The sequence below is a fragment of the Streptomyces sp. NBC_01176 genome, from assembly GCF_045039825.1.
Lineage (GTDB): Bacteria > Actinomycetota > Actinomycetes > Streptomycetales > Streptomycetaceae > Streptomyces.
On record NZ_CP108600.1, the window covers coordinates 6,467,839 to 6,482,235 of the forward strand.

General features: G+C 71.6%; 14 protein-coding genes. 5 read left to right on the forward strand and 9 right to left on the reverse strand.

Annotation, left to right across the window (positions count from 1 at the left end; genetic code table 11):
• Positions 1-55: 55 nt before the first annotated feature.
• The 5 genes from OG199_RS27895 to OG199_RS27915 are packed head-to-tail and all read right to left on the reverse strand — an operon-like array spanning position 56 to position 6,624.
• Positions 56-991: a dihydrodipicolinate synthase family protein gene (locus tag OG199_RS27895; protein ID WP_356807675.1), complete on the reverse strand. Its 936-nt coding sequence runs from the start codon at positions 989-991 to the stop codon at positions 56-58.
• Positions 992-1,000: 9 nt separating this feature from the next.
• Positions 1,001-2,059, reverse strand: coding sequence for an oligopeptide/dipeptide ABC transporter ATP-binding protein (locus OG199_RS27900; protein ID WP_401799118.1), 1,059 nt, complete (start codon positions 2,057-2,059; stop codon positions 1,001-1,003).
• Positions 2,056-4,017 carry a dipeptide/oligopeptide/nickel ABC transporter permease/ATP-binding protein gene (locus OG199_RS27905; protein WP_405831796.1) on the reverse strand — a complete coding sequence of 654 codons (1,962 nt, stop codon included), beginning with the start codon at positions 4,015-4,017 and terminating at the stop codon, positions 2,056-2,058. Before OG199_RS27905 ends, OG199_RS27900 begins: the two co-directional genes overlap by 4 nt.
• On the reverse strand, positions 4,014-4,976 hold the full coding sequence (locus OG199_RS27910; protein ID WP_402171432.1) for an ABC transporter permease: 963 nt from the start codon (positions 4,974-4,976) through the stop codon (positions 4,014-4,016). Before OG199_RS27910 ends, OG199_RS27905 begins: the two co-directional genes overlap by 4 nt.
• 19 nt (positions 4,977-4,995) lie before the next feature.
• A complete protein-coding gene (locus OG199_RS27915) occupies positions 4,996-6,624 on the reverse strand; it encodes an ABC transporter substrate-binding protein (RefSeq protein WP_405831798.1) in 1,629 nt (542 codons plus the stop codon).
• 214 nt (positions 6,625-6,838) lie between these two features.
• On the opposite strand from OG199_RS27915, the gene OG199_RS27920 reads away from it, so the two are divergent.
• Positions 6,839-7,585, forward strand: coding sequence for a FadR/GntR family transcriptional regulator (locus OG199_RS27920; protein WP_356807677.1), 747 nt, complete (start codon positions 6,839-6,841; stop codon positions 7,583-7,585).
• 267 nt (positions 7,586-7,852) lie between these two features.
• Here OG199_RS27920 and OG199_RS27925 read toward each other — a convergent pair whose 3' ends face one another.
• A complete protein-coding gene (locus OG199_RS27925; protein WP_356807667.1) occupies positions 7,853-8,956 on the reverse strand; it encodes a hypothetical protein in 1,104 nt (367 codons plus the stop codon).
• A gap of 634 nt (positions 8,957-9,590) precedes the next feature.
• Between OG199_RS27925 and OG199_RS27930 the strand changes: the two genes are divergently transcribed.
• The 4 genes from OG199_RS27930 (at position 9,591) to OG199_RS27945 (ending at position 12,224) form a co-directional block, all read left to right on the forward strand.
• The gene (locus tag OG199_RS27930) at positions 9,591-9,818 is read left to right on the forward strand and encodes a hypothetical protein (protein WP_356807665.1); all 228 of its coding nucleotides are present in this window, start codon (positions 9,591-9,593) and stop codon (positions 9,816-9,818) included.
• 78 nt (positions 9,819-9,896) lie between these two features.
• Positions 9,897-10,643 carry a DNA repair protein RecO gene (gene recO, locus OG199_RS27935; RefSeq protein WP_356807663.1) on the forward strand — a complete coding sequence of 249 codons (747 nt, stop codon included), beginning with the start codon at positions 9,897-9,899 and terminating at the stop codon, positions 10,641-10,643.
• Between the two features lie 49 nt (positions 10,644-10,692).
• Complete coding sequence (locus OG199_RS27940; protein WP_266699046.1) at positions 10,693-11,538, forward strand: isoprenyl transferase; 846 nt, start codon at positions 10,693-10,695, stop codon at positions 11,536-11,538.
• A 98-nt stretch (positions 11,539-11,636) separates the two neighbouring features.
• A complete protein-coding gene (locus tag OG199_RS27945; RefSeq protein ID WP_405831801.1) occupies positions 11,637-12,224 on the forward strand; it encodes a hypothetical protein in 588 nt (195 codons plus the stop codon).
• 13 nt (positions 12,225-12,237) lie between these two features.
• On the opposite strand, the gene OG199_RS27950 is transcribed toward OG199_RS27945, so the two are convergent.
• The 3 genes from OG199_RS27950 to OG199_RS27960 are packed head-to-tail and all read right to left on the reverse strand — an operon-like array spanning position 12,238 to position 14,385.
• Positions 12,238-12,654 (reverse strand): transcriptional repressor, encoded by a 417-nt coding sequence (locus OG199_RS27950; RefSeq protein WP_356809198.1) that lies wholly within the window; start codon positions 12,652-12,654, stop codon positions 12,238-12,240.
• Positions 12,655-12,712: 58 nt separating this feature from the next.
• The gene (locus OG199_RS27955) at positions 12,713-13,615 is read right to left on the reverse strand and encodes a metal ABC transporter permease (protein ID WP_356809197.1); all 903 of its coding nucleotides are present in this window, start codon (positions 13,613-13,615) and stop codon (positions 12,713-12,715) included.
• The gene (locus OG199_RS27960) at positions 13,615-14,385 is read right to left on the reverse strand and encodes a metal ABC transporter ATP-binding protein (RefSeq protein ID WP_405831802.1); all 771 of its coding nucleotides are present in this window, start codon (positions 14,383-14,385) and stop codon (positions 13,615-13,617) included. The genes OG199_RS27955 and OG199_RS27960 overlap by 1 nt, the downstream gene beginning before the upstream one ends.
• Between the last annotated feature and the right edge of the window lie 12 nt (positions 14,386-14,397).

Here is a 14,397-nt window from a genome sequence, read left to right on the forward strand (position 1 = left end):
CGGGGCGGAGCCCCCGGGGACGGGTCGGGTAGGGGCGGCGGGGGCGAAAGAACGGCTACAGAAGCCCCGCCGTCGCCAGGTACTTGCCCACCCGCTCCACCTCCCCCTCAGACAACGGCACCTGCGGCTCCGCCGTCGCCGGACACGAGATCACCCCCCGCAGAAACAGCGCAGCCTTGAACGCCCCGAGCGCCGACGACCCGCTCCCCATCCGCCCGGGGTCACCGACCCCCACCATCCCGAACAACGCGCACAACCGCTCCTGCTCGGCCCGGGCCCGCTCCCAGTCCCCCTCCCGGCAGAACCGGTCGATCCGTACGTACCCGTGCGGATCGACGTTGGCGAGACCGGGCACCGCCCCGTCCGCCCCCAGCGCGAGCGCCGAGTCGACGACGAGTTCGGAACCGGTGAGAACACTGAAACCGGTGACACCGGGACGCGCCCTCGCCCCCGTCACCACCGCACGGAACCCGCCCAGGTCACCGCTGGAGTCCTTGAGACCGGCCAGCACCCCGTCCGCGGCCAGTTCGAGCACCAGCTCCGCGCCCAGCTTGGTGTGGACGGACACCGGCAGGTCGTAGGCGAAGACGGGCACGGAGGAGCGCGCGGCGATCAGACGGTAGTGCCGGGCGATCTCCGCGGGGTGGGTACGGGCGTAGAAGGGCGCCGTGGCCACCACCGCGTCCGCCCCCGCCGCGGTGACCGACGCGACGTGGTCGAGCACCCTGGGGGTCGTCATGTCGATCACGCCCGCCAGCAGGGGCAGCCGGCCGCCGAGGTGCGCCCTCACCGTCTCCACCACCAGCCGGCGCTGCGCATCCGTCAGATACGCCGCCTCCGAGGACGAGCCGAGCACGAAGAGGCCGTCGACCCCGGCGTCCACCAGATGGTCCACGAGCCTGACGAGGGAGGGCACGTCCACCTCGCGGTCCGGTGTCAGGGGGGTGCAGACGGGCGGTACGACACCGGTCAGCGGGGCGGGGATCGGCATGGAGGCTCCCTAGGGCTGATGCTGGTGATGCTGGGCGGGGATGTCGGCCACGGGGGGAGAGACCGCCACGGCCTGTGCCACCAGGTCGCGCGTCGACTCGCCCTCCTCCACAGGATGGTGGCACCGGAAGCGGTGTCCGGGGGTCGACGCGGCCGTGAAGCCCGGCATGGCGGACGCACAGGTTCCGTCCGCCTTCCAGCAGCGGGTGCGGAAGGGGCAGCCGCTGGGCGGACGGGTGGCCGAGGGCACCGGGCCCGCCAGGGGGATGGGATCGATCGGTGCCAGCAGACCCGGCGTCGCCGAGAAGAGGGCTCGGGTGTACGGGTGCCGGGCCCGGTCGGTGACCTCCGCGGCCGGGGACTCCTCCACGATCCGGCCGAGATACATCGTGACCACCCGGTCGCTCATCCTGCGTACCGTCTGGATGTCGTGCGAGACGAACACCAGCGCGAGCCCGAGCCGTTCCTTGAGGTCCAGCAGGAGGTTGAGGATCTGGGCGCGGACCGACACGTCCAGCGCGCTCGTCGGCTCGTCGGCCACCACCAGGTCCGGGTCGAGCGCCAGGGCGCGTGCGATGGCCACACGCTGGCGCTGACCGCCGGAGAGCTGCCCCGGCAGGGCCTCCGTCAGGGCCCGGGGCAGGCCCACCAGGGACATCAACTCCCGTACCCGCAGCTCACGTTCGGCCGGGGTGCCACGCCGGTGCACGTCCAGCGGGTCGCGCAGGATCCGTCGTACGGGCAGCCGGCGGTTCAGCGCCGTCGACGGGTCCTGGAAGATCATGCCCGTGTTGCCGCCGACGGCCGCGCGCCGCTCGGCGGGCTTCATCGTCCAGAGGTCGCGGCCGCCGAACGTCACCGTGCCGGACGTCGGCCGCTGGACGCCCACCAGCACCTTCGCGAGTGTCGACTTCCCGCAGCCGGACTCGCCGACGACCCCGACCGTCTCGCCGGGCGCGACGGTGAGATCGACGCCGGTCAGGGCGTACACCCGGTCGCGGGCGAACAGGCTGCCGCTGCGGGCGCGGTGGACGACATGGGTGTCCGCGAGCCGGACGAGTGCGGTCATGAGACGGTCTCGCTCTCCGTGGTCGTCAGCTCCACCGCCGGGTGATGGCACGCCGCCGTGTGCGTCGGCGTGCCCAGCAGGGCGGGTCTCGTCGTCCGGCACACCTCGGTCGCCGACGGACAGCGGTCGGCGAACCGGCAGCCCGCCGGGAAGTCGGCCGGGGAGGGCACGACCCCCTTGATCTGTGTCATACGGGTGGCCGCCGACTCCAGGGACAGGACACTGCCGAGCAGGCCCCGCGTATAGGGGTGGGCGGGCGACTGGACCAGGTCCGCCGTCACCCCCGTCTCCACGATCCGGCCGCCGTACATCACCACCACCCGGTCCGTGACGTCCGCGACGAGCGCCAGATCGTGCGAGACCAGGACCAGGGCGAAGCCCAGCTCCTCGCGCAGCCGCAGCAGCAGCGTGATGATCTGCGCCTGCACGGTCACGTCGAGCGCCGTCGTCGGTTCGTCGGCGACGATCAGCCGGGGACTGCGGGAGAGGGCCATCGCGATCAGGACGCGCTGGCGCTGGCCGCCGGAGAGCTCGTGCGGGTAACTGCGCAGCGTGCGGCCGGGATCGAGGCCGACCAGCGCCAGCAGTTCGGCGGGGGAGCGCCTGCCGCCCCTGCGTACCACCTGTTTCAGCTGCGCCCGGATCGTCATGGCCGGGTTCAGCGACGACAGCGCGTCCTGGTAGACCATCGCCATCTCGTGGCCCAGCAGCCGCCGCCGCACCCGCATCGGCTCGCCCACCAACTGCGTACCGTCGAAGAGGACCCGGCCGCGCACCCGGGACCCCGGCGGCTCCAGGCCCATCACCGCGAGCGCCGTCAGCGACTTCCCGCAGCCCGACTCGCCCACCAGACCCAGGACTTCACCCGGGCGCACCTCGAAGCTGATGCCGTCGACGATGTCCACGCCGCTGTGCCGGGCGTCGAAGCCGATGGCGAGGTTCTCGACGCGGAGCACCGGCGGGCCGGTGGGCAGCGGGCGGGCCCGGGAGCGCAGCCGGGCCGCCGCCTTCGCGAGATCCGGCAGTTCGAGGACCGCTCCGCTGCCCGGCTCCGGCGTCTCCAGCCGGTCCCCGCCGGTCTCCACCTCCCGCGCGGGCGGCGCCGCCCAGGCGTCGGACACCCCCTCGGAGAGGACGTTCAGCGACAGTACGGTGATCAGCATCAGCAGGCCGGGGAAGACCGTCGCCCACCAGCCGCCGGTCAGCACCATGTTCTTGCCGTCCGCGATGACACTGCCCCAGGAGGGGTCCGGCGGCCGGACGCCCGCGCCGATGAAGGACAGCGACGCCTCGAAGACGATCGCCTCCGCGACCTGGACCGTGCAGAACACGAGGACGGGGGCGGCGCAGTTGACGGCCACGTGCCGCAGCACGATGTGCGGCGTGCGGGCACCGATGACCCGTTCGGCCGTCACGTAGTCCTCGCCGTACTGGTCGAGCACGTTCGCCCGGACGACCCTGGCCACCGGCGGGGTGAACAGGAACGCGATCGCGCAGATCAGGACCGTGATGCCGCCGCCGAAGACCGCGACCAGGACGGCGGCCAGCGCGATACCGGGGAACGCCATCACCACGTCCAGGCAGCGCATCAGCGTCTCGTCGACCGCCTTGCGGGAGGTCGCCGCGACCGCGCCGAGGAGCGCGCCCACGACCAGGGCCAGCGCGGTGGCGCCGAGCCCGATCGCGAGGGACCAGCGGGCGCCGTACATCAGCCGGCTGAGGATGTCCCGGCCGAGGCTGTCCTGCCCCATCCAGTGGCCTGCGGAGGGATGCCCGCTGCCGTCGGCCCGCGGCTGCTGGTCGAGCGGGTCGTGCGGGGCGAGGAGGGGGGCGAACAGGGCCAGCAGGACGACGACGGCCAGGAAGCAGACGGCGATCCGGGACAGGACGGGGAGCCGGCGCAGCCGGATCCCCGGCCGGGAGAGGGCCACCGCGAGACTCTTGCGCGTGATGATCATCGAGCGGCGTCCCTCAGGCGTGGATTGACCAGCAGATACAGGATGTCGATGACGAGGTTCACGACCACGAAGCCGGTGGCCGTCGTCAGGACGACCCCCTGGACGACCGCCGGGTCGCCGTTCTGCACGGCGTCGATCATCAGCTTGCCCATCCCGGGCAGCGAGAAGATCGTCTCGATGACGACCGCGCCGCCCAGCAGATAGCCGACCCGCAGCCCCAGCACGGTCAGCGGGTTGATCAGGGCGTTGCGGAGCACGTTCCGCCCGACCACGACCAGGGGCGGCAGCCCGCTCCCGACCGCCGTCCGTACGTAGTCCTTGTCCAGTTCCTCGACCACGGCCGTACGGACGATCCGGGTGAGCTGCGCGGCGACCGGCAGCGAGAGCGCGAAGGCCGGCAGCGTCATCGTTCTCAGCCAGCCGCTCAGCGAGTCGCCGGGGTTGACGTAGCCGCCGGTCGGGAACCAGCCCAGGTCCACGGCCAGGTACTGGATCATCAGCAGCGCCAGCCAGAAGGCCGGTGCCGCGACCCCGGTCAGCGACACGACCCGGATGACCTGGTCGGGCAGCCGGTCGCGGTGGAGCGCGGCGGTGACCCCGCCGAGCAGTGCCAGCACCACCGCGATGCCCAGGCCCAGGAAGGTCAGCTGGAGGGTGAGCGGCAGTGCGGTGGTGACCTGGTCGACGACCGGCGCCCGGGTCAGGGCGCTGGTGCCCAGGTCGCCGTGGAGCAGGTCACCGACGAAGTGGACGTAGCGGACGGGGAAGGGGTCGAGCAGGCCGTTGCGTTCCCGGAAGTCGTGCAGCTGCCGCGGGGTGGGGTTGGCGCCCTGGAAGAACGCGGACGCCGGGTCGACGTCCGAGAAGCGCATCACCAGGAAGACGAACAGCACGATGCCGAGCAGCAGCGGGACGAGCAGGACGATCCGGCGGGCCAGGATGCGGACGATGGCCGTCATCGGCGAACTCCCCGGTCCGTCATGCCCACTTCGCCTGGAGGAGGTTGATCCCCGGGTAGGGCTGGGCCCTGATCCCCGAGAGCCTCCCGGGATCCCAGGCCGTCATCAGCTCGTTGTGCACCACCGGGTAGAGCACGGCCTGTTCGGCGACGACGTCGACGTAGTCCTGGATCATCGCCTTCTTCCGGTCGGCGTCCGGCTCCCGTGTCGCCCGGTCCATGTCCTTGAAGAGCTGCCGGGCGACCGGGTCGTCGGCCCAACGGGCGTACTGCATCCACAGGTTCTGCGGGCCGTAGTTGTAGTGCATGATCAGGTCGGCGTCGAGACCGAACTGGTTGGGGTTCGAGGCGGCGGCGACGACCTGGTAGTCCTGCTTCTGGTCCATCTTGGTGAACACGGCCGTCGTCTCCTGCGGCGAGAGCGTGGTCTCGACGCCGATCGCGTCCCAGGAGGCCTTGATGGTCGGCAGACAGTCCACGATCCAGCTGACGTTCACCGCCAGGATGTCGACCTTGAGCCCCGTCACCCCGGCGGCCTTCAGGAGTTTCTTCGCCTTCTCGGGGTCGTACCCGTAGACGGTCTTCGCGGACCGGTAGGTCGGGTTGCCCTCGTTGAGGAACGAACTCGACGGCCTGCCGTGCCCCCTGAGGGCGACCTCGACCATCTTGGCGGTGTCGATGGCGTAGTGCAGCGCCTGGCGCACCCGTATGTCGTCGAAGGGCTTGTGCCGGGTGTTGAACATCAGGAAGAGGTTGTTCATCCCCGCGCCCCCCTGGACGCTCATGCCGCCCTTCTTGAGCTGCTCGATGTTGGCGTACGGGATGTTGTCGGCGATCTGCGCGCCGGCGCTGGCGCCCGAGATCTTCGCGACGCGCGGGGCCGCGTCCACGATCGTCAGCCAGTTCATCCGCTTGAAGGCGGGCGGACGCGGGCCGTTGTAGCCGGCGAAGGCCTCGAAGGTGGTGTTCGACTTGGGATGGTGGGCGGTCTGCCGGTAGGGCCCGGAACCGACCGCCTTCCCCTTGATCGCGTCGTTCCAGGCACCCGGCCGGGAGAAGATGTGCCGCGGCATGATCTTCGCCAGGGTGAGCCGTGAAAGGCCGTCGGGAAAGGGGAACTTGAGGATCAGCTCGACCGTCGTGGCGTCGATCCTGCGAGCCTCCTTCAGCCAGCTCTCGAAGAACCCCTTGGCGAGGGTCTGGGTGTTGGGGTCGAGAATCCGGTCGAAGACGAAGACCACGTCGTCGGCGGTGACGGGTTTGCCGTCGTGGAAGGTGGCCCCGGCCCGCAGCGTGAACTTCCACGAGGTGCCGGTGAGGTCGGAGGGGACCTCGGTGGCCAGGGCCGCGTAGGGCTCCCGCGAGATCGGGTCGGTGTCGAGCAGACCCTCGTAGATGTGCTGGTTGGCGGCCATGGAGAAGGCGGACGCGGTCTGGGTCGGGTCCCAGCTTCCGTCGTTCCCGTAGCCGATGACCGCGGTGAGCGTGGCGTCCTTGCCGCCCTTCCCGCCGCCGGTGTCGTTGGTGGACTGCGGGCCGGACGAACAGGCGGCCAGCGACGAGGAGAGTGCGGCGGCCGCGCCGAGCGCGCCCGTGTACTTCAGGAACGACCGGCGGTGCGGCGCCGGGAGGTCGGTCACGTCGCGCACGGTTCCTCCAGTGGGGAGAGGTGGTCCGAGAGGCAGAGATACGACGTCCTACGTCATAGGGGCAGCGCGACACTAGGAGGGGCCGTGAGGGTGGTCAAGGGCTCGCACACGAATGGCGTATCTTCCAGAGGTGCGACCAATGAAGCCTTGACATACGGGTAGTTGGTGCTGAATCCGCCCGGAGGTGGGACGTCGGATGTCCAGTGAGCGTACGATGCGGCGCATGGCCGAGGAGACCGGGAGCCGGCGCAGGCCAGAGCGCCGGGTGAGCAGCCAGATCCAGCGCGAGGTCATGCAGCTGATCCTCGACCGCAGGCTCCAGGCGGGCGCCCCGCTGCCCACCGAGACGGAGCTGATGAACGACCTCGGGGTCAGCCGCAACTCCGTCCGCGAGGCCCTGAAGGCCCTGCAGGCGCTCGACATAGTGGACATCCGGCACGGATACGGCACCTATGTCGGCCAGGCCTCCCTGACCCCCTTCGTCGACGGCCTCACCTTCCGCACGCTCGCCCAGCAGGACGACACGAACGAGACCGGGGCGCTGGCGGAGATCCTCCAGGTCCGCGAGGTCCTGGAGGAGGGGCTGATACACCGGGTCGCGGCGGTGGTCACCGGGACGGAACTCGACCGGCTCGAAGCCGTCGTGGCCGCGATGGAGGAGGCGGGCCGCGCGGGCCGCCCCTTCCCCGAACTCGACCGGGAATTCCACGAACTGCTGTACGCCCCGCTGGGCAACGCGCTGGTGCCGCAGCTGCTCGGCGCCTTCTGGACGGTTTTCAGCCGGGTCGCCGGCGTCCGCGGCTGGACGGACGACCCGGCACCCGAGGTGACGGTCCGCCGCCACCGGGACATCGTCACGGCGCTGCGCGCCCGCGACGTCGAGGCCGCGCAGCGCGCGATGGCCGACCACTTCCGCGGAATCGAGGCGAGGGCGGCCCAGGAGTCGCGCGGCGTGAGCTGAACGCGGCTTCCGGGGGAGCGCCCTGCCGGGTGACGGCTCCGGCCGGCCCTGCACCGCCCTGGCCTGTCCGGCCGTCCTCGACGGGCTGCCGCCCGACCGGGCGGCAGGCGTTTCGTCCGCGAGCGGCACGCCGTGGAGACGCGCCGGCGACCGCGGTACGTACGGCGCTTCACCGACCGAGCACGCCCCGAACCCGCTCCCGGGGGCCGGGCGCCGGGTCGGGGGGCCGCGCCCGGAACCCCGCCCGGAGCCACCGCGAATCCCGGCTCAGGCGTCCAGCCGCCACACCTGGAGTTCGTTCGTGTCCTCGTCGACCGTGCACCAGCTGCCGTCGCCCAGGGCCAGGGGAACACCGGATATCGGGAACGGATAGCCGACCTCGCCGAGCAGGCGCATGTCGCGCACGTCGACCAGCCAGTGCCGTCCCGCCCCGAACTCCTCGTCGGCCTCGACCGTGCCCGTGATGACGGTGTGCTCGTCGAGGAAACCGGCGTAGTAGTCCCAGTGCGCCTCGGGTTCGTCGTTCTGGGGCGGGAGCGCGGGATGGGGCGCGACGGCCTCCTCGGCGTCCAGCTCGGAGACGACCGAGCCGTCCGCGACCCGGTGCAGGGCGAGGAGTTCCTGATAGTGCGTGACCGTCAGGAAGTGCTCGCCGGACGGGCTCACCGCGAGCAGGATCCGGTCGTCGTCGCCGATCCGGTCGACGGAGAGCCGCTCGCCGTCCCAGCGGCCCCACAGCAGCGGCACCCCGTCCTGGCCCTCGCCGACGCTCAGCCCCATCTGCCCCGGGTCCGGGTGCGACACGTGGTCCGAACCGGCGGCCACCGTCTGCGCGTCCGCCTCCCCGAGCACCGTCCCGTCGGCCGCGTCGAGCACCAGCCACTCGTCGAGCACCTCCGGGTCCTCGCCGTCCTCGGCCAGCGGTCCGCGGACATGGGCCCACACGATCTTGCCGTCCGCCGAGAAGACCGCCGAGCCGCTGTCGGCGTACAAGTGGTCGCGGCTGTCGGTGTATTCGTCGACCGAGGTGTGCAACTCCCGGCAGCCGCCCTCCCAGCAGCCGTGCCGCACCTCCCACAGCGTCGCGCCACGTCTGTCCACCGCCCGTATCGCGTGCACCCCGGCGAAGACGGCGACGTCCAGCCCCGGCGCGACCGTGCGCGTCCCGAACCGGCGCCGCCACGGCGCCGGGAAGCGCGCCACCGAGGCCTCGCCCGCGAGGGCCTCGGCCAGGTCGTACGCGGCCAGTTGAGCGTCGTCGCTCTGCAGGACCAGTGTCCGGTCCGGCAGGCACAGCACGTCCGGAGCGCCGGCCGCGGCCGTGTCCAGCGGGCCGGCGAGCGTGGTGACGAGACGGGCGCTCGCGGACATGGTTCCTCCAGTGCGGCTGATGCGAGACGGCGTTGGGTGCACAGTACGGGCGCCCGCCGACAGCGCCGCACGCGCCCGCCCGTACACACCGGCTCCGCTCGCGACCCTCCCGCCGACGGCAGCCGTCCGATGGCGATCCGTGTCGTCCCCGCCGACGGCCGGCCACCGACCGGTACGGCCCGGAGGCGGTGTACGCCGTGGAATTCCCCGTCCGGTGCGTGCGCGCCGGCCTTCTTCGGATTCGGCCCGGCGTACTCGAAAGGACCATCGGGTTCCAGGTTTTTTCGGATCCGCGACGACGCATCCGAACGTGTTTTGCGAATGGGCCGTTCGAGCTGTCCGGCGTGGTTCCGGAAGGAAATCGCACACCGTCTGTCATGCACCCTTGGCCACAGGTCAAACGTCCTATGACGTGCAGCACTTGTGGAGGAGAGACTCCTGCCGAGTGTAGGTGCACAGTGGCACCACGGAGACGTGAAGCGTGAAACTCCGAAAGTCCGGGGAACAGGGTGAGGGCACAACACTCGGCGCCCCGCGCCGAAGAGGCGGAGGTAACGGTGAAGGAATTGCGGGCACCACGGAAGAAGGCCGGAATTACGTTGCCGCCGCACCGGACCGACCGGGCGGCGCTGCGGTGAAGCCGCCGGCGAGGCCACCGGTCGGCTCGTACGCCGTGGACGTGGGCACCGGGAGGGTGGGGATGGTCATGGGACACGTGGGGCCGTACGTACAGCTGAGGCCGTTGGGCGGCGGCCGGGAGTGGGACTGCGATCCGGGCGCGGTGCGCCGGGCCACCCCGGCGGAGCGGCTCAGCGCGGCCACCGCGTACGCCAACGCACGCAGCCGCGGCGAGGTCCCTTGAAGGGGGCGACGGGAGCGCGCGGAACGAAAGGGGGCGGTCCGGGCCGGGGCGCGGGCGCCGTAGGCGAGAATGGATCCCATGAGTCTGTTCCGCGACGACGGCATCGTGCTGCGCACCCAGAAGCTGGGTGAGGCGGACCGGATCATCACGTTGCTCACACGCGGTCACGGCCGGGTACGGGCCGTGGCGCGCGGCGTGCGGCGCACCAAGTCGAAGTTCGGGGCGCGGCTCGAACCCTTCTCCCACGTGGACGTGCAGTTCTTCGCGCGGGGCAGCGAGCTGATCGGGCGCGGCCTGCCGCTGTGCACGCAGAGCGAGACGATCGCCCCGTACGGCGGCGGGATCGTGACGGACTACGCGCGGTACACGGCCGGGACGGCCATGCTGGAGACCGCCGAGCGGTTCACGGACCACGAGGGGGAGCCCGCGGTGCAGCAGTATCTGCTGCTCGTCGGGGGGCTCCGCACCCTGGCCCGCGGTGAGCACGAACCGCACCTCGTCCTCGACGCCTTCCTGCTGCGCTCCCTCGCCGTGAACGGTTACGCGCCCAGTTTCAGCTCCTGTGCCAAGTGCGGAATGCCAGGACCGAATCGGTTCTTCTCGGTCGCCGCGGGAGGTTCCGTCTGCGTCGACTGCCGGGTGCCCGGCAGCGTCGTACCCTCGGCGGGGGCCCTCGAACTCCTGGGCGCACTGCTCACGGGAGACTGGGAGACCGCGGACGCGTGCGAGCCGCGGTTCGTCCGGGAGGGCAGCGGGCTGGTTTCGGCCTATCTGCACTGGCACCTGGAGCGCGGGCTGCGCTCACTGCGGTACGTCGAGAAGTGATGAAGTAGTGCAGGGCAACGGACGCAAGACCTAGGGAGACGAGAAGCACATGGTGGTACGCGGGTTCCTGGGGCGCCAGCGCCGCGAGTACGAGACGCCGGAGCCGCACCCGTCGGGTGCCCGCGCGCCCAAGCTCCCCGGCGAGCTGGTCCCCAACCACGTGGCGATCGTCATGGACGGGAACGGCCGCTGGGCCAAGGAGCGCGGGCTGCCCCGCACCGAGGGGCACAAGATCGGCGCCGAGCGGGTGCTGGACGTGCTGCAGGGTGCGATCGAGGCCGGGGTCGGGGCCATCTCCCTGTACGCGTTCTCCACCGAGAACTGGAAGCGGTCGCCCGACGAGGTGCGCTTCCTGATGAACTTCAACCGTGACTTCATCCGCAAGACGCGTGACCAGCTCGACGCGCTCGGCATCCGGGTGCGCTGGGTGGGCCGGATGCCCAAGCTGTGGAAGTCGGTCGCCAAGGAGCTCCAGGTCGCCCAGGAGCAGACCAAGGACAACGACCGGCTCACTCTGTACTTCTGCATGAACTACGGCGGCCGTGCGGAGATCGCGGACGCGGCGCAGGCCCTGGCGGAGGACGTGCGGGCGGGCCGGCTCGACCCGGACAAGGTCACGGAGAAGACCTTCGCGAAGTACCTCTACTACCCGGACATGCCGGACGTGGACCTGTTCCTGCGGCCCAGCGGCGAGCAGCGCACCTCCAACTACCTGCTCTGGCAGAGCGCCTACGCCGAGATGGTCTTCCAGGACGTGCTGTGGCCGGACTTCGACCGCCGTGACCTGTGGCGCGCCTGCGTGGAGTTCGCCCAGCGCGACCGCCGCTTCGGCGGCGCCGTCCCGAACGAGCAACTGCTCGCGATGGAGCGGGACATGCGGGGCGACGGGTCGTAACACCGGCGACCCCCCGCGGCGTGGTACCCGCCCCTGGCGGCGTCGTCCGCATCGGGCGTTACGATCACGGCTCGTCACCACCGAACTGGGGAGGGGCCGTGGTCGAGGACCAGGGCGTTGCGCGGCGGCAGGAGTCGCCGGAACAGCCGCGGGAGTCGCCGGAGGAGCCGCGGGAGCAGGGGGCCGATACCGTCGAGCTGGAGTACCGGCCGACCGTGGGGGACCTGTCGGCGGCGCTGAGGGCGCGCCGAGGCGTCAGCAGGGCGGGCAGGCGGCAGTTCTGGGTGCTGGGCGGCGTGGCCGTCGTGGTCGCGCTGGAGGCCGCGCTCGCGCTGGCCGGACAGGACGCGTCCGTATATCCCGCGATCTGGCTCGTCGCGTGCGCGCCGCTGGTCCTGTTGTCGCCCTGGCTCACGGCCCGCCAGTTCCACCGGCTCGCGGAGCGCCAGGGGACGTTCCGCGTGACCGTCACGGACGCCGGGGTGACGGTGCGCACCGACAACGCCGCCACGGCGCTCAACTGGGTCGCGCAGCCCCGCTACCGGGAGACGGCGGACGTCTTCGTCATGATCAGCCCCGACAGGAACGCCGTCGGTTTCACGGTGCTGCCCAAGCGCGCCGTGCGCGTTCCCGAGGACGTCGACCGGTTGCGGGCGATCCTCGACCGCAACCTGACGCGCGTCTGATCCCCTCCGGGGTTCAGGTGGTCGCCGCGGCGCACTCCGCGCAGGTGCCGAAGATCTCCACCGTGTGCGCGACGTTCACATAGCCGTGCTCCGCGGCGATCGCCTCGGCCCACTTCTCGACCGCCGGGCCCTCCACCTCGACCGCCTTGCCACAGACCCGGCAGACGAGGTGGTGGTGGTGCTCGCCGCTGGAGCAACGCCGGTAGACGGATTCGCCGTCGGAGGTGCGCAGCACGTCCACCTCGCCCGCGTCGGCGAGGTTCTGCAGCGTGCGGTACACGGTGGTCAGTCCGACGGAGTCACCTTTGTGCTTGAGCATGTCGTGGAGCTCCTGCGCACTGCGGAACTCGTCCACCTCGTCGAGCGCCGCCGCCACGGCGGCACGCTGCCGGGTGGAGCGGCCCCGAACGGGCGATCCAGCAGTAGTCACCGTTGCCTCCTCACGTCTGCCCTTGCCCGGCCATTGTGCCAGTCCGGACTGTCCGTGGTCAGACGCCGACCTTGCGTTCCGGGGCGCGGCCGGCCGGAATCACACACTCCGCCGGGTCCCCGGGCGTCTGCCCGGCCGCCGCGGCCCGGGCCCGGCGCCGGGCGAGCGGCGTCGCGAGCGCGGTCAGCGCGATGAACGCTCCGATGGTCAGCAGCACGATCGTCGCACCGGGCGGCACGTCCTGGTAGAACGAGGTCACCGTCCCGCCGATCGTCACGCTCACCCCGATGGCGACGGCGATGGCGAAGGTGGCGGCGAAGCTGCGGCTGAGCTGCTGGGCCGCCGCGACCGGGACCACCATCAGCGCGCTCACCAGCAGCAGGCCGACGACGCGCATGGCGACCGTCACCGTGACCGCCGCCGTGACGGCGGTGAGCAGGTTCAGCGCGCGCACCGGCAGTCCCGTCACCCGCGCGAACTCCTCGTCCTGGCTGACCGCGAACAGCTGGCGGCGCAGCCCCACGGTGACGAGCACCACGAAGGCCGCCAGCAGGCAGATCGCCGTCACGTCGGACTCGCTGACCGTCGAGAGCGAGCCGAAGAGGTACGAGGTCAGGTTGGCGTTCGAGCCGGCCGGGGCGAGGTTGATGAACATGACGCCGCCCGCCATGCCGCCGTAGAAGAGCATGGCCAGCGCGATGTCGCCGCGTGTCCTGCCGTACCAGCGGATCAGTTCCATGATCACGGCGCCCAGCACCGAGACGGCCGTCGCCATCCACACGGGGTTGGCCGACAGCAGGAAGCCGAGGCCGACGCCCGTCATCGCCACGTGGCCGATCCCGTCGCCCATCAGGGCCTGGCGGCGCTGGACGAGGTAGATGCCGACGGCGGGCGCGGTGATGCCCACCAGGACGGCGGCGAGCAGCGCCCGCTGCATGAACGCGTAGTCGAGGATCTCCATCAGCTCAGCAGTCCCGTCCGGATCGGTTCGGCGTCGTGAGCCGTGTGCGGGTGTACGTGGTCGTGGCCGGGCAGCGCGTGCTGGCCCACCGCGGCCGGCGGCGGGCCGTCGTGCAGGACGCAGCCGTCGCGCAGGACGACCGCGCGGTCGATCAGCGGCTCCAGCGGGCCGAGTTCGTGCAGGACGAGCAGCACGGTCGTGCCGGCCGCCACCTGCTGCCTGAGCGTCCGCGCCAGGACCTCCTGGCTCGCCAGGTCGACGCCGGCCATCGGCTCGTCCATGATCAGCAGTTCGGGCTCGGAGGCCAGCGCGCGGGCGATCAGCACCCGCTGGTGCTGGCCGCCGGAGAGCGCGTTCACGGAGTCCTTGGCGCGGTCCGCCATGCCGACGAGCTCCAGGGCGTGCCGCACCGCCTTGTGGTCGGCCCGGCGCAGCACGCCGAAGCGGGCGCGGGACAGCCGGCCGGAGGCGACGATCTCGGTGACCGTGGCGGGCACGCCGCCGGCCGCGGTCGTGCGCTGCGGGACGTACCCCACGCGCCGCCACTCGCGAAAGCGGTGCCGAGGTGTACCGAAGAGCTCGATCTCGCCCCCGCTGACCGCGACCTGGCCGATGACGCTGCGCACGGCGGTCGACTTGCCGGAGCCGTTCGCGCCGAGCAGCGCGACGACCTCGCCGCGGTGCACGGTCAGGTCGATGCCGCGCAGGACGGGGCGTGAGCCCAGTTCGGCGGTGACACGGCGCAGGGATACGACGGGCTGGGTCGTCATGCCGTCCTCCGT